The organism is Kitasatospora sp. NPDC101155 (assembly GCF_044768305.1).
Classification (GTDB): Bacteria; Actinomycetota; Actinomycetes; order Streptomycetales; family Streptomycetaceae; genus Kitasatospora.
In genome coordinates, this window is sequence record NZ_JBIWPN010000002.1 from 207,201 (window position 1) to 227,306 (window position 20,106).

The window sequence follows — 20,106 nt, forward strand, 5'->3', positions numbered from 1 at the left end:
CGATACAGAATTTCAACGGTTTGTTGAAGAGGTCGCCGGGACTCTACTCCCCCCGACAGCGAAGGGAACGCCGGTGGTTGCGACCCCCGACACAGCATCGACGACAGGCGCCGACCGCGCGAGCGGCGGCGTGCAGTCCGTCGAACGCGCCTTCCAACTCCTGGAGGCGCTGGCCGACTCCGGCGGCGTGGCCACCCTCAGCGAGCTCTCCACCAGCTCCGGCCTCCCGATGCCGACCATCCACCGACTGGTTCGTACCCTCGTCCAGCAGGGCTATGTCCGCCAGGACACCGCGCGCCGCTACACCCTCGGCCCCCGGCTGATCCGCCTCGGCGAGACGGCCGGCCGCCTGCTCGGCAGCTGGGCCCGCCCCTACCTGGCCGAGCTCATGGAGGCCACCGGCGAGACCGCCAACCTGGCGGTGCTGGAGGGCGGCGAGGTGGTCTACGTCGGGCAGGTGCAGTCGCGGCGCTCGATGCGGATGTTCACCGAGGTCGGACGGCGGGTGCAGCCGCACTGCACCGGCGTCGGCAAGGCACTGCTCGCCCAGCTCCCCGAGGAGGAGGCGCGCGCGATCCTGGGCCCCAACCCGCTGCCGGCACACACCGAGTACACCGTCACCGACCCGCAGGAGCTGATGGACCAGCTCGCCGAGGCGCGCGAGCGCGGCTACGTGGTCGACGACCAGGAGCAGGAGATCGGCGTCCGCTGCATCGCGCTCGCGGTCCCCGGCGCGCCGACGCCCACCGCGCTCTCGGTGTCCGGCCCGGAGGCCCGGATCCGGGCGCTGGAGGAGCAGGCCGGCGCCTCCTCGCTGGTGCCGGTGATGCGCCAGATCGCGACCCGACTGGGGCAGGTCCTCGCTCCCTGACATCTCCTCAATAAGCGTACTGAGCGTGGGAGATGGATCCAACCTTCCGCCCCGCTCTCGACCTGCCCGCGTCCTGCGGGCCCCGTTCGACGTCCCTCGTTCGACGGACGGGCGGGCGGGTTGCACCGTGTCGGCGGCCGCCGCTGCGCCACCCTGGTGCGGATGTGGCCCGCGACGGCGCGGGCGGCCGCAGCGCGAGGAAACGGTGAGCGGCGATGGAGCGCAGGCAGGGCAGGCGTACGGGGCTTCGGGGCGGATCCGGCGGTGCGGCCCGCAGGTCCGACCGGGCCGCTGGGTTCACGGCGGTCATGGCGGCGGGTTGCGCGCTCGCGGTGCTGACCGCCGGACCGTCCTGGGCCCTGTGGCCCGATCCCCGGCCCGATCCCCGGCCCGATCCCCGGTCCGCGCCCCGGCCGGACCTACGGGTCGCGCCGCTGAGCCCGGCCGCCGTGCCGTCCGACTCCGACCTGGAGGTGGTCCGGCTCGACCCGGAGGCCGCCCGGCCCGGCGGCACCACCACGATCCACGCCTTCGTCGCGAACCGCGGCCCGGACCCCACGGCCTCGCCGTTCACCGTGATCGTCACCCTGCCGGACGGCGTGACACCGGAAGGCCCGTACTTCCCCGCGAACTGCGAGGAGCTGGGGGGCGGCCAGCGGGTGCAATGCGTCTTCGAGCCCGGACTGAAGGAGCGGCGCAGCGCGACCGCGCTCGTCCCGGTGCGGCTCTCCCCCGGCCTGCCGACGGGCTCGCCCCCGCCACCATGGCACCGCTGATGGCGAGCGCCCCGGTGGCGGCGAGGGCCGCGTTGCGGCCGCGGTGGGACGGGCGTGGCGCGGCGCGCGGCGGCGGCGGCGGGCAGGCTGGTGCATGGGAGTCCTCTGCGACGCCTGCGAGGTGAGCTGTCGGATTCGGGCTGCAGTTGCCCGGCCGCCTGTGGAGCGGCTTCACCCCTAGCCGCGGCCCGCGCGCGAGAACGCACGGGCCGGGCGCTGACCTTGGTTCCCCCGCTCCCGTCCGCTGTGGTGCTCGGTTACCCGCCGGCGGGTGGACAGGACTCGGCGTCCCGGCGGCGGGGTCCGCAAGGGCGGACGACCGTTGCAGGCTAGGCAGGCCGTCCCTGAACGGCCAACTCCGTCGGGCCGGTTGTCGCACAGCTCACAGTGGTGTCGATCAACGACGGTGTGTGGTGGCCAAGTTGATCAAAAGTGCCGGTCAGACACGGCGATCAAGCACGGCGATCGAGCGCGCCGAACAAGCGCGGCGATCAGCCGGAGTAGAGCTCGCCGCTGCCGAAGCGGGTGCGCGGGCGACGCCCATGTGCCGGTCACACACCGCGACGGGTGGCGCGGTGGCGGACAGTGCTGTGGCGCGGGGCCGCCCAAGTCGGCCGGGTCGGATAAATTGGAACCCTGACGTTTTCCGCCGTGCACAAGTACCCGAGCCCGATCCACACGACCCGTACGACCTGCACCGCCTGTACGACCTGCACGCCCCGCACGGTCCGCCCCACGCTCTCGAAAAGAGGTCCCGCCCCACCATGACCGCGTCCCTGCCCGCCTTCGCCGGCCGTACCTACGTCTTCCGGGCCGACAACGGCGCGGCCTTCCGCAACACCTACTCGGCCGACGGTAAGCGGCTGCGCTGGGAGGGCCTCGGCGAGTCGGCGGGCCAGTGGGAGGACGTGCTGCTGCACGTCGCCGAGGTCGCACCGGAGATCTACTTCGTCAGCTGGACGGAGCAGAGCGGGATCACCGTCAGCCACGTCATGGACCTCAACAAGCTGACCGTGCGGGCCTTCTGGACCTTCGAGGGTGAGGGCGGCCGGGTCGGGCAGCTGCACGCCGGGACGCTGGAGCGGGTGGCCTGAGCCCGGCCGAGCCTGAAATTGAACCCCCGGAGCCGGCGGCTCCGGGGGTTCAATTTCAGGCTCAGGTTCTCTCCGTCCGGCGTCAGACGGCCTGGTTCGGCACCTTGAGGTGGTCGGACAGCCACTCCAGCGAGGACGGCAGCAACGCGCTCCAGGTCTCGAAGTTGTGACCGCCGTTCTCCAGCATGCTGTAGGAGACCTTCATCGGGCTGTGCGCCGCGTCGATGAAGGCCTCGGTGTCCTGCCGGTAGTTCCCGTCGCCCTTCTTGGTACCGGCCAGCAGCACGGAGACCTTCGGCTGGGGCATGTTCTTCAGCCGCCACATCAGGTTGGCCTCGTCGCGGCGCTGCTTGCTGCCGCCGAAGAGGTCGCCGGTGGTCGGGTCGTCGGCGGCGTCGTAGTAGGCGGACAGAGCGACGGCGGTCGGGAAGATGTCCGGGTGGCGCATGGCCAGCTTGAGCGCGCAGTAGCCACCGGTCGAGTTGCCCATGAAGGCCCAGGCCTGTGGGTCGACCGAGACCCGGAAGCTCGCCTGGATCGCCGAGGGGACGTCCTTGCTGAAGTAGGTGTCGGACTGGGCACCGTTCGGGATGTCCTCGCACTCGGTGTCCTGCGGCAGGGCGGGTGAGGGGCGCATCAGGACCATGACCGTCGGCTGCATCCGGCCCTCCTGCAGCAGCTTGAGCGCGGCACCAGGGTAGTTGAACCGGGTGATCAGGTTCTCGGCGATCCCGGGGAAACCGGTGCTGACGATCACGGCAGGGAACTGCTTCTGCGCGTACTCGGGCTGGAAGTACTGGGGCGGCAGGTAGACGTAGCCCTCGGTGGACAGCTTGCTGGCCTTGCCGTCGATCCGGACCTTGCGGATCTCACCGGACTGGCTGGGCTCGCGGCCCAGCGCTCCCCCGCCCTGCACCGAGGCGTGGCCGATGGTCTCGACCATGAGGCGGCCGGCGGCGTCCGCCTTGTTGTGGATCACCACCGGGCCGGTGCTGCCGGTGCCCAGCAGGTCGTCCCAGCTGCTGTAGAAGGCGAAGTAGTTGTTCGCCACCAGACCGAGCGCGGCGAGCACGGTGAACTGGGTGGCGAGCAGCGCTCCGATCCGGCCGAAAACCGCCTGCCAGGACTTCTTGGCGAGTCTGGGCCACAGCCAGACCGTGCCGGCCATCATCACGACGGCGATCAATATGGCCAGCGCCAGCACCTTGTGGCTCGTCAGACCCATGTCCTACTTGCTCCCACGCCTCGAACTCCCCGCCCCCTCCGTCCAGGACATCCGAGGAGGTCACCCCGGTTCCCCCGCCGGGGTGCGCGATCACCAACCCTAGCGGGAGCTGGGAGAAAGCTGACCGCTGCCCGACAGTCAGCGGGGAGCGGGCGGGGAGTCGGCTGGGAACACCGGCGGGGAACAGATGACAGCGTTCAGATTTCAAACAACAGATGACAGATGACAGATGACAGATTTCGAAATCTGTCATCTGAACGCCGAACGCTGAACGCTGAACCCCGTCGGCCGCCAGCCGAGCCCCCGCTACTCCCCACCCATCCGCACCCAGAGCCCCAGCCCCGCCGTGAGCTCGCGCATGCAGCGGGCGCCGAGCTCCTGCGGGGAGCCCGGGCCGGCCACAGGGGCGTCCGAGGAGGCCCACTGCTCCAGGGCCACCCGGATCGCCGCCGTCGCCGCAGCGGCGGCCAGTCGGAGCTCCAGCGGGTCGGTGTCGGCCGGGCAGCGGTCGGCCAGGACCGTCCGCAGCCGCTCCTCCGAGCCCGCATGGACCCGCTGCCAGGTGCCGTCCAGCCTCGGGTCGCGCAGCAGACTGCGGGTCCAGTGCATTGCCTCGACCGCCGCGTCGTCGGCCGGGGTCAGCGACGCGACCGCCGAGCGCTCCAGCGCCTCGTGCAGCGACAGGTCCGCCGCGCTCTCCGCCAGCAGGTCCACCCAGCGCTGCCCGCCGGCCGCCAGCAGCGGCGCGACGGCGTCCTCCTTGACCGAGAAGTAGCGGTAGAAGGTGCGCAGCGAGATGCCCGCGGCGAGGGCGATCTCCTCCGCGGTGGTCGCCTCGGCACCCTGCTCGGCGAAGAGCGCGGCGGCGGTGCGGGCGATCTCCAGCCGGGTGGCTTCACGGCGGCGCTGGGTCAGGGAGGGGCGTCCGGTCACAAGGGCCAGCGTACGCAGTCGCCCCAGTTGATGACACATCGCGACGGAAAGTCGCATCGAGACTTGTTGGCATGTCGTGCCACATGGGCGTACCGTGTCGCTTGAGGTCGAGAGACCACGAACGAACGGAGTACCACCTTGGAGCGCTTCAGCGGACGGAACGTCCTGATCACCGGCGGCGGCTCTGGCATCGGCCAGGCGACCGTGCACCGGATCCTCGCCGAGGGCGGGAGGGTCGTCGCCGTCGACGTCAACGAGGACGGCCTGAAGAAGACCCTGGACCGCGCGACCGCCGACGGCACCGCGGACCGTCTGACCATCCAGGTCCTGGACATCTCGGACGAGGCCGCGGTCGTATCCGGCGTGGCCGAGGCGATCGCGGCGCTCGGCGGCGGCCTGGACGTGCTGGTCAACGCGGCCGGCATCCTCCGCTCCTCGCACACCCACGAGACCACCCTGGAGTTCTGGAACAAGCTCCTCGCGGTGAATCTGACCGGCACCTTCCTGATGACCCGCGAGGCGCTCCCCGCGTTGCTCACGACCGGCAAGGGCGTGGTGGTCAACTTCAGCTCCACCTCCGCGAGCTTCGCCCACCCCTACATGGCCGCGTACGCCGCGACGAAGGGCGGCATCCAGTCCTTCACCCATGCGATCGCCTCGGAGTACTCGAAGCAGGGCCTGCGCGCGGTCTGCGTCGCGCCGGGCAGCATCGACAGCGGCATGACCAACAACCCCGGTCTGCCCGGCGACGCCGACTTCAGCCTGCTCGCCAAGCTCTCCCCCGCCATCGGCCAGGGCTTCGCGGGTCCGGAGACGGTGGCCGGCGTGATCGCCATGCTGGCCTCCGACGACGGCGCCTTCGTCACCGGCACCGAGCTGCGGATCGACGGCGGCACCCACATGTGACCCGCCGGTCCGGCGGACGACACGACGGGGCCTGTGCCTTCCCCCGTACGGCACAGGCCCCGTCGCGCGTACGCCGGCCAGTCAGGCCGGCGGCTTCGCCGTCAGGCGGCTTCACCGTCAGCAGTTCGCGGCCGCCCCGTCGGCCGGCGGTTCGCCGGGCTCCGCGAGCGCGGCGAAGTCGTGGCGGCGGTGGAGCGCGAGGGCGGGTTCGTCGCTTCGGAGCACGGCGAGGCGCAGCACCCGGCCAGGGCGTACGGCGGCCACCGCAGGGACGCGCGGCGCCGCCGTCAGTCTCCGTCAGTCTCCGTCAACCTCCGTCAGCCGGTGCGGGCCGGGCCTGACCGCCGGGCGGCAGCGCGCCCTGCCGGGCGTCGCGGTGGGCGGCGAGGGCGTTGCCCACCGCGGCGACGGCGGACCCGACCAGCAGGAAGGCCACCGTCATCAGGAAGCACGCCCCCGCGACCCGGCGGTAGCCGCCGTGCCGGGCGGGGTCGAGGAAGGAGTACGGGTACCAGTCGACGGCGTGGCCGCGGATCAGCACGTACACCAGGTAGACCAGCGGGAACGCCAGCCAGCTGAGCACCACCGTCGGGCGGATGCGCTGGACGGGCGGGTCGATCAGCCAGTCGGCGAGCACCACGAGCGGTATCGCGCGGTGGACCACGTCGTCCACCCACGGGATCACCAGCACCGCGGGGTACTTCGCCAGCAGCGTGCCGTAGGCCAGGCCGGTGATCGCCAGGTAGAGCACCACCGCCCCGCGCACCGCGTCCGGCACGGGCCGACGGCCGGTCAGTCCGGCCCAGCCGCCGTAGCCCAGGACTGCCATCCCGGAGAGGTTGCTGAGGTTGGTGAAGTAGCTGAAGAAGTTCACCACCCCGGTGACGGCGGTCGCCGCGTGGTAGCCGAAGAAGCAGAGCGCGACGGCGAGGAAGGCCGCGACAGCGAGCCGGGCGGGAGCGAGCCACGGGTGCATCGTCGGGACCGCCTCTCTGGGGCGTGGTCCGGCAGGGCTTACTCGGATTCAAACCCCACCGAGCGGACTCGGCCACAGGAGGGAGCGCCCCGCAGGCCTCGGACGGTCTCGGAGGGCCCCGGACGGTCTCAAGAAGTGCGCCAGTCGACGGCCAGGGCCGCGGCCGGGTTGGCGACCAGCAATCGCTCGGGCAGCTCGGGCCCGAAACCGCGGGCCAGCCGCGGGGCCAGGTCGGTGAGCAGCCGGGCGGGGCCGCCGGCCTCGCGGGCCGTCCGGGTGGTGGTGTCGGCGCCGAGCAGCAGCTGGTCGGCGTGGCCCGTCTCGACCAGGTCGGCGATCACGTCGAAGGCCTGGAGGTCGGCGGGGTGGCCGATCCGGGAGGGGCTGTCCAGGGCGAGGAAGACACCCTCTGCGGCCAGGCTGCGGTGCAGCGTCCGGTCGGTGAAGCGGGTGAGGTGGCCGAGGATGATCCGGTCGGGGCGGACTCCGTACCGTCCGTGGAGCTGGCGCAGGACACCGTGCGGGTCGCCGTCGGGTTCGAGGTGGACGGCGATCGGGGCGCCGGTGGCGTGGTGCGCCTCGGCGGCCGCGGCCATCGTCCGCCGGGTGTGCCCGGTCCGGGGGCCCGCATCGTCGGCGATCTTGATCAGGCCGGGCCGGACGCCCTCGGGCGCGCCGGGGAGTCCGGTGGTGAGCTCGGTGACGAAGCGCTCGGCGAGGTCGGCGTACGGGGCGGTGCGGTCGCCCGCGTCGTCGCCGGGGGCGGGGAAGCAGCCCGGGGGGTAGTGGGCCGTCTGGTGCGCGCCGGTGGCGGCGACGATGTGGACGCCGGTCGTGCGGGACAGCCCGGCGAGGGCGTCCGCGCCGCGGCCCATGCCCCACGGGGTCCACTGGACGAGGGTGCGGCCGCCGGCGGCGGCGTAGGCGCGCAGGACGTCCTCGGCGGCGGCCGGGTCGTCCAGCTCCTGGCCGGGGAACCGGGGGCTGCGGATGAACAGGTGGTCGTGGGCGTCGGTGACGCCCAGCTCGGCGGGGACGAGGTCGCCCAGGACGGTCCGGACCGTGCGGGTGGTGCCGGCTGTGGTGGTCATCGCCGACCCTCTGAACCGTCTGTGCCCTCGGTGCCCTCCGCGTTCGCTGCGGGAGCGTCGGCCGGGGTGTCCGCCGGGCTGTCGACCGCCGCGAAGGTGGCGGTGGCGACCCGGAGGCCCGCCAGGGTCTTGGGAACGCCGACGTAGGGGGCCAGGTGCACCAGGACCTCGGTGATCTCCTCCCTCGTCATCCCGATCCGCAGGCTGTTGCGCACGTGGTCGGCGAGCTGCGGCTCGACGCCGCCGAGGGCGGTGAGCGCGGCCAGGTTGGCGATCTGGCGGTCGCGCAGGGCGAGGCCGGGGCGCTGGTAGGTGCCGCCGAAGAGGCTGGTGACGATCCAGTCGGGGAAGCCGGGGGCGAGACCGTCCAGACCGCCGAGAGTGGCCGCGGCGACCGGGCCGGCGAGCTCGGCGAGCAGGGCGTAGCCGGCTTCGCGGTCGAGCGGGGCGGGCGTGAGGTCGGCGGGTGCGAGCTCGGTGGGGGTCATAACGGTGGCCTGGGCAGTGGGCACGGCACTGGGCATGGCAGTGGGCATCGCGGTGGGCATGGCAGTGGGCATGGCGGTGGTGGGTCCTTTCACCAGTGGCGGCCGGTCGGCAGCCGGTCGAGTTCGGGGCGGGACAGGTGCAGCACCTGGTAGCGGGTACCGGGCTCGTCCTCGGGGGCCGGGCCGTGCCAGAGGGCGAACCGGAGCAGCTCCCAGCGGCTCGGATCCACGGCGACGGCGGCGGTGTGCAGGGCGGGGTGGGCGGGCAGTTCGGCGAGGGCCCGCTCGACGGCCGCGGCCGGGTCGGCGGTCTCCGGGAGTCGTACGGTCACGCGGGTGGCGCTGGTCGGGGCGGCAGTACGGGAGCCCTCGGCGAGTCCCGCGCCGAGCCAGTGGTGGACGGCGGGGCGGCCGAAGTCGGCACTCAGTCCGCGGAAGCCAGGGCCCCAGAGGAAGCTGTTCATGCCCTCGGCGGTGTGCCAGAGGTAGAACGGCGCGTACTGGTTGACCGGCGAGCCGTCCCGGCCGCGCTCGCGGACCAGGTAGGCCTTGAGGCCGAGGCCGGAGTGGGCGTCGAGCAGGTGGCCCTTGTCCGCGACGCGTTTGCGGATGACGCCCATGTCGTAGTCGGCGGGGAGGGTGATCTCGTACTGCATGGCGTGCACGGCGGGGCTCCTCGGGGTGGTCTTCGGGCGGACCTCGGGCGATACGACTCCGGCTTGTGCGGCCGGTTCGTCGTGGCTCTCCGGTGTCAGGCCCGGCGGTACGCACCGAGCAGGCCGAGGGCGCCTCGGATGGCCTGCTCGAAGGGCTCGGCACTGTTCGAGGCGCGGGCCAGTACGTAGCCGCCCTGGACGACGGCGACCACGGCGGCGGCGGTGTCCGCCGGGTGGAGGCCGGGGGCGAACTCGCCGTTCGCCTGGCCCTCGGCGACCAGGTCGGCGATCCGGCCTCGAAGCCAGTCGAAGGTCTCCTCGACCGGGGCGCGCAGCTGCGGGTCGGCGATGACGTCCGGGTCCTGCGCCATCCGGCCGATCCGGCAGCCGCGCAGCACCTCGCGGTCGCGGTGCAGGTAGGCGGCGATGCGGTCGTAGGCGCCGCCGGGGACGGCGAGGTCCGCCTCGGCAATGCCGCGCATCTGCTCGGCGCTGCGGCGCAGGGCGGCGGCGGCGAGGTCGGGCTTGCCGGCGAAGTGGTGGTACATGCTGCCCTGGCCGACCCCGGAACGCTGCTGGATGGCCTTGGGGCTGGTGCCGACGTAGCCGCGCTCCCAGAGGAGGGACTGGGTGCTCTCGATGAGGCGGTCCTGAGTGCTCATGTGGATCACTGTACATACCAGTAGGTACAGAGCGCCAGGGATTTCCCGCCCGGGGACTCCGCATGCCGGAAATGATTGAGGGCCGTGCGCCGCCCCCCGGCGGCCACGGCCCCTCGACCGTTCGTCATCCCCCGTGCCGGCAACGGGCATTCCGCCACGGCCGGTGGCGCGCGTCACGTCACGCACGGTGGCAGACGCCACCCCGGGTAGGGGTGCGCGGCGCGTGCGCGGGCGGGTGGGCGCTCGGAGGCGGCTCGGGGGCGGCTCGGGGGCGGCTCGGGGGCGGCTCGCGGCAGGCCGGGGCGGGATTACCCGGCGTCAGTCACACCAAGGGCGGCCTGGCAAAGCGCAGTTCGCGGCGGGCCTCGGGGCGAGGGCTTGATCGGCCGCTGACGGCTGGCAAGATGTCCGGCATGAGCTACCTCGCCTCGGATGACCGCTATGCCTCGATGACCTACCGGAAGGCCGGCCGCAGCGGTGTGCAGTTGCCCGCCGTCTCGCTCGGACTCTGGCACAACTTCGGAGACGCCCAGCCGCTGGAAGTGCAGCGGGCGGTGCTGCGCCGGGCCTTCGACCGGGGCGTCACCCACTTCGACCTGGCGAACAACTACGGCCCGCCGTACGGCAGCGCGGAGCGCAACTTCGGCTACCTGTTCGCACAGGACTTCCGGCCGTACCGGGACGAGATGTTCATCGCGACCAAGGCCGGCTGGGACATGTGGCCCGGCCCGTACGGCAACGGCAGCAGCCGCAAGTACCTGCTGGCCAGCCTGGACCAGTCGCTGGGACGGATGGGGCTGGACTACGTCGACGTCTTCTACTCGCACCGCTACGACCCGGACACCCCGATCGAGGAGACGATGGGGGCACTGGACAGCGCGGTGCGCTCGGGCAAGGCGCTGTACGCGGCGATCTCCAACTACCCGGCGGAGCAGCACCGGGAGGCGGTGGCGATCCTGCGCGAGCTGGGGACGCCGGTGCTGATGAACCAGTCGGCGTACTCGATCCTCAACCGGTACGTGGAGGAGGCCGGCGTCCTGGACGCGGTGGGCGACACCCAGACCAGCCTGATCGCCTATTCGCCGCTCGCCCAGGGGCTGTTGACCGATCGCTACCTCTCCGGCGAGGTGCCGGCCGGGTCCCGGATGTCGGTCGGGAAGTTCCTGACCGAGGAGGTGCTGACCGGGCCGAAGCTGGAGCAGCTGCGAGCCCTGAACAAGGTCGCCGAGGGGCGTGGGCAGACCCTGGCACAGCTGGCGCTGTGCTGGGTACTGCGGGACCCGCGGGTGGTCTCGGTGATCATCGGGGCGAGCAGCGTGGCCCAGCTGGACCAGAACCTCGACGCACTGGCCGGCGGGCCGCTGACGGAGGCGGAGCTGGCGGAGATCGACCGGCTGAGCCGCTGAGGCGGACGGCGGCGAGTGGCCGACAGCTAACAGCTGACAGGTTTCGAAATCTGTCAGCTGTTAGCTGTTAGCTGTCATCTGCAATCCGTCGACTGCCCGACGCCGCCCACGGACCGGATCAGCCGGCCGGGGTGTACTTGTAGCCGACCCGACGGACCGTCACGATCGTGTCCCGGTAGGCCGGTCCGAGCTTTCGGCGCAGCCGGGCGACATGCACGTCGACCGTGCGTCCATCCCCGACGTGGCCGTAGCCCCAAACCGCCGAGACCAGGTGGTCCCGGGTGTGCACCCGCTGCGGGTGCTCGGTGAGGTGGGCCAGCAGCTCGAACTCCAGGTAGGTGAGGTCGAGCGGCCGCCCGTCGACGTAGGCGTTGCGCCGCTCGGTGTCGACGGTGATCCCGCGTCCGGCCGAACGGACCGGCCGTCCGGCATTCGAGACGCCGCCCGGGACGGCGGGCCCGGAAGCCCCCGAGGGCGGAGCCACCGGGCTCTCGGTCGGCACCAGAACCAGGTACCCGACCATCGGGTGACCCGCCGCACCGCCGGCCGGCGGCCCGTACTGGGCGAGCAGCCCCTGCGGCAGCACGCCCTGCGGCAGGGCGGCGACGACGGTCGCCCCCTCCGGCAGCGCGGCCAGCAGCGAGGCGGGCACCGGCGGGACGACCGCCCCGGGCTTCGGTACGGCGGCGGGGGCGACCGAGGGAACGGACGCGACAGGCGGAACCGCGGGAACGGGCGAGAGGGAGGGAACGGAGCGGACCGCGCGCAGATGCGGGGTCGCGGTGTGCAGGGGCAGGGTGGCCGTGGAGGAAGAAGACATGGTGTGCCGCTCATTTCGCGCGTGACGGACGGGGTGGAGTCGTCTGCGCGTCGACCGGGCGTACTGCCGTTGCTGGACCGGACCGAACTGGGTTCAGCGGGCGGAGAGCCGGGACGCGCTGGGCGAGCCCGGACACGTCTGATCGAACAGGTGCGGCTGCCGGGACGGCCAGAACGGCTCAAGGTCGAGGCGACCCTGTCGGCTGTCCACGGCGCGACGCGCGCGCCCGTTCCACCGTCCGGTCTGCGGACCCGCGCACGTCGCGGGAGCCGGCCCGGTCGGACGAGGACGGCCGGCGACGCCGGGGGCAGGGCTGGGGCAGACGATGTTCACTGGTTTCTCCGCGGGGTGGGGCCGGTTGGTCGAACGCGGGCACGCCGGAGGGGCGGTCCGCTACGGCCTGGTCGACGGGGGTCGGCGGTGCGTCGGGCGGCGGCCGGGTGGGCCGGAGCTGCCGGGGGACGTACCGGGGCGGGGTGAGGCCGTCAGCGACAACAGGCGCTGCAGATCAGCGCGTGGTCGATGTAACGGCGGACGGTGAGCACCGGCATGACGGGTCCGGGCACGGCGGTGGTTCGTCGCTGACCGACAGTCATCCCCGGTGCCCTCCCCCTTCGTTCTGTCCGGCGACGCACCGATGCTGGTGCGCGCCGACGGTGCCGCATCGGATCGTCGAAGGCCTGGTCGCCGGTCGGTAACACCCGTGCGAACGGGGCGTTTCCGACCTTCCCGACGGCATGGCCGGGGCGGCCTTCGTCCACAGAGCCTTCCACGCCCGAGCCGGTCTAGGCAACCTCCGGTACGTCGACCGTCCGGAATGTGGACAACCGGATGAGACAGCGCGTGGGCTATGGAGCCTTGACCAGCAGTGTTTGGCGGACGGTCAAGCCCTGCCGGTCAGGCCCCGGACGGTGGGGCCGGGGCTGTCAGGCCCGCGAGGGAGCCCGGCGGCGGAGGGCGGCCGCATGCTCGACCAGGGCGACCAGCAGCTCCTTCCCGTCCTCCCGCAGCCGCGCGTCGCACAGCAGCACCGGGGTCTCCGGGTCGAGGTCGAGGGCGTCCCGGACCTCGTCGGGGGTGAAGCGTTCGGTGCCCTCGAAGCAGTTGACCGCGACGACGAACGGGATGCCGCGCTGCTCGAAGAAGTCGACCGAGGGGAAGCAGTCGGCCAGCCGCCGGGTGTCGGCGAGCACCACGGCGCCGAGCGCGCCGCGCGCCAACTCGTCCCAGACGAACCAGAACCGGTCCTGCCCTGGGGTGCCGAACAGGTAGAGCGCGAGGCCGGGCCGCAGGTCGATCCGGCCGAAGTCCATGGCCACCGTGGTGGTGTTCTTCTGCTCGACGCCCGAGGTGTCGTCCACCGGGCGGCCCAGCTCGCTGAGCTCCTCCTCGGTGCGCAGTGGCCGGATCTCGCTGACCGCGCCGACCAGGGTGGTCTTGCCCGCGCCGAACCCGCCCGCGACCAGGATCTTCACCGCGACGGCCGGACCGCCGCGCCACTGCGGGTCGTTGGCGTTCCCGCGCGGCGTCGAGGACGGGTCCGCAGGGGTGTGGTCAGAGCGCACGGAGTCCATTGATCACGTCTCGCAGCAGGCGCTCGTCCGGCAGCTCGGCGAGCGGAACGGGTCGGGTGACGCTGATCAGGTCGGCGTCGTAGAGGTCGCCGAGCAGGACGCGCACGACGCTGACCGGCAGGTCGGTGTAGGAGCCGAGCTCCGCGACGGACAGCGGATCGTGGCGGCACCAGGCCAGCAGGGTCTGGTGCTCCGGGTCGAGGACGTGCGCGGGCACGGCCCCCGCGTCCGGCCCGGGGTCCTTGGCGGTGATCAGCGAGATCAGGTCGAACAGACCCTCCTCGACCGGCCGGGTGCGGCCCCGGGTCATCGAGTAGAGCCGCACCACGGGGCCGGCCTCGTCGTCGAACCAGCGGTCGTCGGCCGGGGTGCGCGGCCGGAACAGGTCGACCTCGGGTCCGCCCGGGGTCGCCTGCTCCTCGTCGGTGGGCTCGGCCGAGTCCACCGACACCTGGGGCCCGTCGAGCGCCTCCGGCCCGTCGAGCGCCTCGGGGCCGTCAAGCACCCCGGGGCGCTCCGACCCGTCCGCCTTCGGATCCGCCATCGGACCCCTCAGCTCCTCGGCGCGGCGGCTTCGGTGCGCGGCTCGGCGGCCATGTGCTCGCCGACCCGCTTGACCAGCAGGGCCATCTCGTAGGCGATCTGGCCGATGTCCGCCTCGGCCTCGCTCAGCACGGCCAGGCAACTGCCGTCGCCGGCGGCCGTGATGAACAGGAAGGCCTCGTCCAGCTCGACCATGGTCTGCCGGACCCCGCCGACCTTGAAGTGCCCGCCGGCGCCCTTGGCCAGGCTGTGGAACCCGGCAGCGACGGCGGCGAGGTGCTCGGCGTCCTCCCGGTCGAGGTCGCGGGAGGCGCCGGTGGCCAGACCGTCGCTGGAGAGGATCACCGCGTGCCGCAGGGCCGCGACGCGCCCCACCAGGTCGTCCAGGAGCCAGTTGAGGTCTCCGGACGGCTGCGTCGAAGTGGTCATGAATCAGTTCCTTCCGCTGGAGCGGGTGGTGCAGGCGATGCGGGTGTTACAGGTGTTACGGGTGATGCCGGTACTGCGGATGCTTCGGGCGCCTTGGGTACTGCGGGTACTGCGGGTACTGCGGGTGCCACTGGTGTTACGGGCGAGGCGGGCGCAGGGTTCCGCCGCACCGGCTGCCCGGCCGGCACCCGGCGGGCGAGCGGCGCCCGGCCGGCGTCCTCAGGGGCGGGCGCGGGCAGCGCCGCCGGGGCGGGTGCCGGGCTGATCGCCCGTCGGGACAGGTCCGGCGGCTGCCAGGCGGGTACGGCCGTGGGCCGGGCACCTGACGCGGTGGAACGATCCTGCGCACTGCGGTCCTGGACGGTACGGTCCTGGGCGGCGCGATCGGCCGGCCCGCCGGCGCCGCGCCCGCGGGTGAAGCCACGCTGGAACGACGCGAAGGTGGCCCGGGCCTCCTCCGGCGAGCGCTCCCGCGACTCCCGGAGCTCCCGGACGTCACCCGAGGCACCGGCCGACCCGGCCTCCCGAGCCGCGCCGTCCTCGGGCGCGGCCTCGGATCGGAGCCGCTCCTTCGCCTGTTCCCTGAGCTGCGGCGCGAGGTTCGCCTGCCGGACCCTTCGCGGCAGACCGCCCGGCGTCCGCGGCGCGGCAGCCACCGGGGCAGCGGCTACCGTCACGGCACCCGCGGACGCGGCGTCCATCGGCACGGCATCCGCCGGCACGGCCGTCGGAGCGTCGGCGACCGTCAGCACGTCCTCGGCCGCCGCCACGTCCCGCCGGTGCCGCCCCGTGGCCGGCGCGCCCTCGACGTCCGGCGCCGGCGCGGGCACCAGCACCGGCCCGGACTTGGACCGCGCCGCCCGGCGCGGCAGCCCGTTGGCCGTACGCCCCGCCTCGGGCGCCGACGGGCGCGGCCCGCCACTCACCCGGTGCCGCCCGCCCGCAGCGGCCGGAGGCTCAGCGGCGGACGCCGAGGCGTCGCCCGGCACTGCGACCAGGTCGCGCTGCCCGCGCCGCCCCGCCACCGTCCGTCCCGCCACCGTCCGTCCCGCCGCCGCCCGCTTCGGCGCACGGACGGCCGCGGCCCCGGCGGCTCCCTGGGCGGGCGGTTCCGGCAGCCCGTCCGGTGCCTCCGCCAGCAGCTCGCGCGGGATCAGCACCACCGCCGTCGTCCCCCCGTAGGGCGAGGGCCGCAGGTGGACCCGGATGCCGTGCCGCCGGGCGAGCCGGCTGACCACGAACAGTCCCAGCCGGTCGGTGTCGGCGAGATCGAACTCCTGCTCCACTGCGAGGCGTTCGTTGATCTCGGCGAGCAGCTGCTCGCTCAGTCCGAGTCCGCGGTCGTCGATCTCCAGCGCGAAGCCGTGCGCCACCACCTCGCCCTGGACGGTGACTTGGGTGGCCGGCGGGGAGAACACCGCGGCGTTCTCGACGAGTTCGGCGATCAGGTGGGTCACGTCGGCGACGGTACTGCCGAGCAGGCCGGTGCCGGGGAAGGGCCGGACGATCACCCGGGCGTAGTCCTCGACCTCGCCGACCGCCGCGCGGACCACGTCCACCATCCGGACCGGCTTGCGCCAGGCGCGCCCGGGCGAGCCGCCGGCCAGGATGATCAGGCCTTCGGCGTGCCGGCGCATGCGGGTGGTGAGGTGGTCGACCTTGAAGAGGTCCTCCAGCTCCGCCGGGTCCTCGGTGCGGCGTTCCATGGTGTCGAGCAGGGTGAGCTGCCGGTGCAGCAGCACCTGGCTGCGCCGGGCCAGGTTGACGAACACCGCCGAGACGCCGCGCCGCAGTTCGGCCTGTTCCACGGCGGCTTCCACGGCGGCCCGCTGGACCGCGTTGATGGCCTGGCCGACCTGCCCGATCTCGGCCTGACCGAAGTGCAGTTCGGGCGCCTCGACGGCCACGTCCACCGGCTCGCCGCGGCGCAGCCGCAGCATGACGGACGGCAGTCGGGTGGTCGCCAGTTCGTTGGCGGCGTTGCGCAGGCCGATCAGCTCGCGGGCGAGGCCCCGGCCGATCCGGAAGGAGATCAGGATGGTCAGGACGACCGCGACCAGGCCGATCGCGCCGGCGATGCCGCCGCTCCAGAGCGCCGCGATCGCGGTGGACCGCCCGTGCTCGTCCAGGCCCGCGGCGATCCGGGAGTTGATCGAGGCGAGGTCGCCGAGCGAACGGTCGGCGGTCTGCCGCCAGTTGTCGCCGTTGAGCGCCCAGGCCACCCGGTCGGGGCCGCCGGCACCGACGAAGTCCGCCTCGGCGCGGGCCAGCGCTCCCCAGGCCTCGCCGCCGCGCAGGGCGATGTAGTCGGACTGGTCGGCGGGTTCGAGTTCGGCGATGTAGACGGTGAAGAGCGCCTGCTGGTTGTGCAGGGCGTCCAGCGCTACCTGGTACTGCTCGGCGGTGGGCTTGGAGGCGCCGGAGCGCAGGCCCTCCATGGCCGCGTCCTCCTGCGAGAGGTACTCGCGGGCACGCACCAGCTCGATCAGGATGGTTCCCTGGCGCGGGAGTTGGCCGCTCTGCCGGGCGACGTAGGCGGACCGGAAGCCGAACACCGGCCGGACCAGGTCGCTGTACTGCCCGAGCGCGAACTCCCAGTTGAGCGCGAGGCGGCCGATCTGGGCGCGCAGCGGGGCGATCTGGTCGGCGGCGGCGATGATCTGCACCAGGCGGGCCCGCTGGGCGGCGGAGAGTTCGCCGTGGGCGCCGTCCTTCTTCTGCCGCAGTACGGTGAGGCTGCGGTCGGTGGCGGCCGTGGCGTGCTCGAAGGCGTCCCGGGCGACCGGCGAGTTCGGGTCGGCCAGGCGCTGGACCGCGGCCCGGCGCTCGTCCTGCAGGTCGCTCGCGTACTGGTCGACCGCGGCACCGTAGTCCTTGTACGTACGGCTGATCGTCAGCTGGTTCCAGGCGTCCCCGGTGGTGGCGAGCGTCGCGTACACCCACAGGGCGGCAAGCGCGACGATGGGCACCAGGAGCAGCGCGATGATCTTCGCGCGGATCGAGCTGCTGCGCAAACGCATGGAGTCCTCGGTCGGGAAGTGCCAGGCGCGGACGGGGAGCGGGGAAGCGGTGTGAGCGGGGTGCGGAGGGTTCGGCGGGCTCGGGCGGGTTCGGCGGACGTGCGACGTAGGGCTCGGACGGACTTTGCGGAGGCATGGGAAGGAAGCTGCGGAGGGCTCCCGGCCTCGGGCCTGCGAGACTCTACTACGCCGTGACCACACGTTCGAGGGCCGAACCACTCCACTTCCCCACCTTGCCCAGGACACGTCAGAAGCCGCCCGCGCTCGCGCCCGTCCCACACCCGGATCTCGAACGGATCCCGGACGGATCCCGGACGTTTCCGACCCGGATCGCGCCCGGATCGTCCACCGGCACCCCGAATGCCCAGGTCACACCGTGCGCGCATCAGCTCCCCGAATCCTCCCCCTCACCTCCCCGATCACGACACCATCCGAGCGGACCCGTGGCGATCTCGTCGCGTCACCGCCACAACCCTGGGCAGTGACAGGACGATCCGATAGTTTCGCTCCACCCCGGTGCCCGTCTGCCGGGCCCGAAGGACAGCGCCGCGAGACGCGAACTGGGGAGGACTGTGCGCGAGTTCACCACGCCCGCCCCGCCCGGGCGCGAGGCCAGCGGAGGACTCGCCGACTCCCTGTACGACACCGCCGAACGCACGCCCGAGCTGCTCCAGCTGTCCTGGCGGACCGGCGACGGGCGGTGGCAGGACGTCACCGCGCGGGAGTTCCGGGACCAGGTGCTCGCCCTCGCGAAGGGCCTGCTGACCCGCGGCGTGCGCTACGGCGACCGGGTCGCCCTGATGTCCCGCACCCGCTACGAGTGGACACTGTTCGACTACGCGCTCTGGTCGATCGGCGCGATCACCGTCCCGGTCTACCCCACCGCCGCAGCCGAGCAGGTGCGCTGGATCCTCGCCGAGACCCAGGCGGTGGCCTGCCTGGTCGAGGACGAGGACGCCGCGATGACCGTCGGCGCGGTCTGCGACGCGCTGCCCGACCTGAACGGCATCTGGCAGCTCGACCGCGACTGTGTCGCCGCGATCACCGAGGACGGCCTGGACGTACCCGACGCGCTGGTGCACCGCCAGCGGCTCGGCGTCGCCGCCGCCAACATCGCCACCGTCGTCTACACCTCGGGCACCACCGGTCGGCCCAAGGGCTGCCTGATCACCCACGGCAACCTGGCCGCCGAGGCCGACGCGCTGCTCGACGGCTGGGGAGACGTCTTCCGCGACACCGGCGGCGGCCAGCCCTCGACCCTGCTGTTCCTGCCGCTCGCGCACGTCTACGGGCGGGCCGTGCAGATCGCGGCGGTCCGCGGCGGCTTCCGGATCGGCCACATCCCCGAGGTCTCCACCAACGCGCTGCTGCCCGCCCTGGAGACCTTCCTGCCGACCTTCCTGCACGCCGTGCCGTACGTCTTCGAGAAGATCTTCCAGCAGGCCAGACGCGCCGCCGAGGAGGGCGGGCGGGGCGAACTCTTCGAGCAGGCCCGGCAGGTGGCCGTCGACTGGGCGGCCGCCCGGGAGCAGAAGGCCTTCGGCCGCGGCCCCGGCCCGGGCGCCGCGCTGCGGCTGCGCCACCTCGCCTACGAGCGGACCGTCTACCCCAAGCTGCGCGCCGCGCTCGGCGGCCGGGTACGCAGCGTGATGTGCGGCGGGTCCTCGCTGCGGCGCGAGTTGGGCCTGTTCTTCACCGGCGCGGGGCTCCAACTGTACGAGGGCTACGGGCTGACCGAGACCACCGCCGCGATCACCGCAAACCCGGCCGGACGGCAGAAGCTCGGCACGGTCGGCCAGCCGGTGCCGGGCGCCTCGGTGGCGATCGCCGACGACGGCGAGGTGTGGGTGCGCGGCGGCTCGGTGTTCGGCGGCTACCTCAACCACCCGCAGTGCACGGCGGAATCGCTGGTGGACGGCTGGTTCGCCACCGGCGACCTGGGCCGGCTGGACGGCGACGGCTACCTCACCATCACCGGGCGCAAGAAAGACCTGATCGTCACCAGCAGCGGCAAGAACCTCGCCCCGACCGCGCTGGAGGAGCGAGTCGAGGCACACCCGCTGGTCTCTCAGTGCCTGGTGGTGGGTGACGACCGCCCGTACGTGGCCGCGCTGATCACCCTCGACCCGGCCGCACTGGCGCACTGGTTGAAGACCCGCGGGCGGGAGCAGCTGGACCCGTGGACGGCGCTCGCGGACGAGCAGTTGCACGTCGAGCTCCAGCGCGCGGTGGCGGCGGCGAACACGGCGGTCTCGCGGGCCGAGTCGATCCGCGCCTTCCGGCTGCTGCCACGGGAGTTCAGTCTGGAACAGGGGCTGCTGACGCCCTCGCTCAAGCTACGGCGGGCGGCGATCGCAGAGCACTACGCGGAGGACATCGAGGAGTTGTACCACTCCTGAACCGCGCTGGCGCACAACATCGCTGACGTACCGTCGTGTCCCTTATGGCACTGGCGTGTTCCGCCCACGATTCACCGGCCGCTCCCTTGACGGGCCGATTGGTCCAGTCCATTGTTGCTCTTCGGTCCGCGTGCGGCGCACCGGCACGGCCCGCTCCCGCCCCCTCCGGGAACGCCCCCGCTCCACAGCCGAGCTCTACGACTCCGAGCTCCACCGCCCCGAGTTCCACGGTCCTGA

The 20,106-nt window shown here is 72.9% G+C and carries 19 protein-coding genes and 1 riboswitch; of the genes, 6 read left to right on the top strand and 13 right to left on the bottom strand.

All coding sequences use genetic code 11. From position 1 onward, the window contains the following. Positions 1-130: 130 nt before the first annotated feature. The 3 genes from ACIRYZ_RS03450 (at position 131) to ACIRYZ_RS03460 (ending at position 2,741) form a co-directional block, all read left to right on the top strand. Positions 131-871 carry an IclR family transcriptional regulator gene (locus ACIRYZ_RS03450; RefSeq protein ID WP_402938913.1) on the top strand — a complete coding sequence of 247 codons (741 nt, stop codon included), beginning with the start codon at positions 131-133 and terminating at the stop codon, positions 869-871. 308 nt (positions 872-1,179) lie between these two features. Beyond that, positions 1,180-1,647: a hypothetical protein gene (locus ACIRYZ_RS03455; protein WP_402938916.1), complete on the top strand. Its 468-nt coding sequence runs from the start codon at positions 1,180-1,182 to the stop codon at positions 1,645-1,647. A 98-nt stretch (positions 1,648-1,745) separates the two neighbouring features. Beyond that, positions 1,746-1,909: riboswitch (cyclic di-AMP (ydaO/yuaA leader) on the bottom strand. Positions 1,910-2,411: 502 nt separating this feature from the next. After that, the gene (locus ACIRYZ_RS03460) at positions 2,412-2,741 is read left to right on the top strand and encodes a MoaF-related domain-containing protein (RefSeq protein WP_387626166.1); all 330 of its coding nucleotides are present in this window, start codon (positions 2,412-2,414) and stop codon (positions 2,739-2,741) included. 82 nt (positions 2,742-2,823) lie between these two features. Here ACIRYZ_RS03460 and ACIRYZ_RS03465 read toward each other — a convergent pair whose 3' ends face one another. Next, complete coding sequence (locus tag ACIRYZ_RS03465; protein ID WP_402938920.1) at positions 2,824-3,966, bottom strand: alpha/beta hydrolase; 1,143 nt, start codon at positions 3,964-3,966, stop codon at positions 2,824-2,826. A 306-nt stretch (positions 3,967-4,272) separates the two neighbouring features. Continuing rightward, entirely contained in the window at positions 4,273-4,899 is a 627-nt protein-coding gene (locus ACIRYZ_RS03470) for a TetR family transcriptional regulator (RefSeq protein WP_402938923.1), read from the bottom strand. A gap of 138 nt (positions 4,900-5,037) precedes the next feature. On the opposite strand from ACIRYZ_RS03470, the gene ACIRYZ_RS03475 reads away from it, so the two are divergent. Beyond that, entirely contained in the window at positions 5,038-5,805 is a 768-nt protein-coding gene (locus ACIRYZ_RS03475) for an SDR family NAD(P)-dependent oxidoreductase (protein WP_402938926.1), read from the top strand. A gap of 117 nt (positions 5,806-5,922) precedes the next feature. On the opposite strand, the gene ACIRYZ_RS03480 is transcribed toward ACIRYZ_RS03475, so the two are convergent. The 6 genes from ACIRYZ_RS03480 to ACIRYZ_RS03505 all read right to left on the bottom strand — a co-directional run bounded on the left by ACIRYZ_RS03480 (position 5,923) and on the right by ACIRYZ_RS03505 (position 9,678). After that, positions 5,923-6,069: a hypothetical protein gene (locus ACIRYZ_RS03480; protein ID WP_402938929.1), complete on the bottom strand. Its 147-nt coding sequence runs from the start codon at positions 6,067-6,069 to the stop codon at positions 5,923-5,925. A gap of 43 nt (positions 6,070-6,112) precedes the next feature. Then, the gene (locus tag ACIRYZ_RS03485; protein WP_402938932.1) at positions 6,113-6,781 is read right to left on the bottom strand and encodes a Pr6Pr family membrane protein; all 669 of its coding nucleotides are present in this window, start codon (positions 6,779-6,781) and stop codon (positions 6,113-6,115) included. 128 nt (positions 6,782-6,909) lie between these two features. After that, the gene (locus ACIRYZ_RS03490) at positions 6,910-7,872 is read right to left on the bottom strand and encodes a phosphotriesterase (protein ID WP_402938934.1); all 963 of its coding nucleotides are present in this window, start codon (positions 7,870-7,872) and stop codon (positions 6,910-6,912) included. Further along, complete coding sequence (locus ACIRYZ_RS03495; protein WP_402938937.1) at positions 7,869-8,432, bottom strand: carboxymuconolactone decarboxylase family protein; 564 nt, start codon at positions 8,430-8,432, stop codon at positions 7,869-7,871. The genes ACIRYZ_RS03490 and ACIRYZ_RS03495 overlap by 4 nt, the downstream gene beginning before the upstream one ends. A 17-nt stretch (positions 8,433-8,449) precedes the next feature. After that, a complete protein-coding gene (locus tag ACIRYZ_RS03500; protein ID WP_402938940.1) occupies positions 8,450-9,025 on the bottom strand; it encodes a DUF4865 family protein in 576 nt (191 codons plus the stop codon). An 86-nt stretch (positions 9,026-9,111) separates the two neighbouring features. After that, entirely contained in the window at positions 9,112-9,678 is a 567-nt protein-coding gene (locus ACIRYZ_RS03505) for a TetR/AcrR family transcriptional regulator (protein WP_402938943.1), read from the bottom strand. A gap of 413 nt (positions 9,679-10,091) precedes the next feature. Here ACIRYZ_RS03505 and ACIRYZ_RS03510 point away from each other — a divergent pair, with 413 nt between their 5' ends. Next, entirely contained in the window at positions 10,092-11,084 is a 993-nt protein-coding gene (locus ACIRYZ_RS03510) for an aldo/keto reductase (RefSeq protein ID WP_402938946.1), read from the top strand. A gap of 118 nt (positions 11,085-11,202) precedes the next feature. Here the strand turns inward: ACIRYZ_RS03510 and ACIRYZ_RS03515 are convergent, their stop codons facing one another. The 5 genes from ACIRYZ_RS03515 to ACIRYZ_RS03535 form a co-directional block, all read right to left on the bottom strand. After that, a complete protein-coding gene (locus tag ACIRYZ_RS03515; protein ID WP_402938949.1) occupies positions 11,203-11,904 on the bottom strand; it encodes a winged helix-turn-helix domain-containing protein in 702 nt (233 codons plus the stop codon). Between the two features lie 926 nt (positions 11,905-12,830). Then, complete coding sequence (locus ACIRYZ_RS03520; RefSeq protein WP_402939512.1) at positions 12,831-13,379, bottom strand: GTP-binding protein; 549 nt, start codon at positions 13,377-13,379, stop codon at positions 12,831-12,833. A gap of 79 nt (positions 13,380-13,458) precedes the next feature. Continuing rightward, positions 13,459-13,788 carry a DUF742 domain-containing protein gene (locus tag ACIRYZ_RS03525; protein ID WP_380609671.1) on the bottom strand — a complete coding sequence of 110 codons (330 nt, stop codon included), beginning with the start codon at positions 13,786-13,788 and terminating at the stop codon, positions 13,459-13,461. A 242-nt stretch (positions 13,789-14,030) separates the two neighbouring features. After that, positions 14,031-14,450: a roadblock/LC7 domain-containing protein gene (locus tag ACIRYZ_RS03530; protein WP_380609434.1), complete on the bottom strand. Its 420-nt coding sequence runs from the start codon at positions 14,448-14,450 to the stop codon at positions 14,031-14,033. Beyond that, on the bottom strand, positions 14,447-17,470 hold the full coding sequence (locus ACIRYZ_RS03535; RefSeq protein ID WP_402938952.1) for a nitrate- and nitrite sensing domain-containing protein: 3,024 nt from the start codon (positions 17,468-17,470) through the stop codon (positions 14,447-14,449). Before ACIRYZ_RS03535 ends, ACIRYZ_RS03530 begins: the two co-directional genes overlap by 4 nt. Positions 17,471-18,042: 572 nt before the next feature. Here ACIRYZ_RS03535 and ACIRYZ_RS03540 point away from each other — a divergent pair. Next, a complete protein-coding gene (locus ACIRYZ_RS03540; protein WP_402938955.1) occupies positions 18,043-19,869 on the top strand; it encodes an AMP-dependent synthetase/ligase in 1,827 nt (608 codons plus the stop codon). Positions 19,870-20,106 lie beyond the last annotated feature (237 nt).

What these genes read in the sequence shown, in the direction of transcription:
- ACIRYZ_RS03455 (WP_402938916.1), top strand. Translation starts at nt 1,180, where the DNA reads ATGGCGGCGGGTTGCGCGCTCGCGGTGCTGACCGCCGGACCGTCCTGG.
- ACIRYZ_RS03460 (WP_387626166.1), top strand. Translation starts at nt 2,412, where the DNA reads ATGACCGCGTCCCTGCCCGCCTTCGCCGGCCGTACCTACGTCTTCCGG.
- ACIRYZ_RS03465 (WP_402938920.1), bottom strand. Translation starts at nt 3,966, where the DNA reads ATGGGTCTGACGAGCCACAAGGTGCTGGCGCTGGCCATATTGATCGCC.
- ACIRYZ_RS03485 (WP_402938932.1), bottom strand. Translation starts at nt 6,781, where the DNA reads ATGCACCCGTGGCTCGCTCCCGCCCGGCTCGCTGTCGCGGCCTTCCTC.
- ACIRYZ_RS03490 (WP_402938934.1), bottom strand. Translation starts at nt 7,872, where the DNA reads ATGACCACCACAGCCGGCACCACCCGCACGGTCCGGACCGTCCTGGGC.
- ACIRYZ_RS03495 (WP_402938937.1), bottom strand. Translation starts at nt 8,432, where the DNA reads ATGCCCACTGCCATGCCCACCGCGATGCCCACTGCCATGCCCAGTGCC.
- ACIRYZ_RS03505 (WP_402938943.1), bottom strand. Translation starts at nt 9,678, where the DNA reads ATGAGCACTCAGGACCGCCTCATCGAGAGCACCCAGTCCCTCCTCTGG.
- ACIRYZ_RS03510 (WP_402938946.1), top strand. Translation starts at nt 10,092, where the DNA reads ATGAGCTACCTCGCCTCGGATGACCGCTATGCCTCGATGACCTACCGG.
- ACIRYZ_RS03515 (WP_402938949.1), bottom strand. Translation starts at nt 11,904, where the DNA reads ATGTCTTCTTCCTCCACGGCCACCCTGCCCCTGCACACCGCGACCCCG.
- ACIRYZ_RS03525 (WP_380609671.1), bottom strand. Translation starts at nt 13,788, where the DNA reads ATGACCCGGGGCCGCACCCGGCCGGTCGAGGAGGGTCTGTTCGACCTG.
- ACIRYZ_RS03530 (WP_380609434.1), bottom strand. Translation starts at nt 14,450, where the DNA reads ATGACCACTTCGACGCAGCCGTCCGGAGACCTCAACTGGCTCCTGGAC.
- ACIRYZ_RS03535 (WP_402938952.1), bottom strand. Translation starts at nt 17,470, where the DNA reads ATGCGTTTGCGCAGCAGCTCGATCCGCGCGAAGATCATCGCGCTGCTC.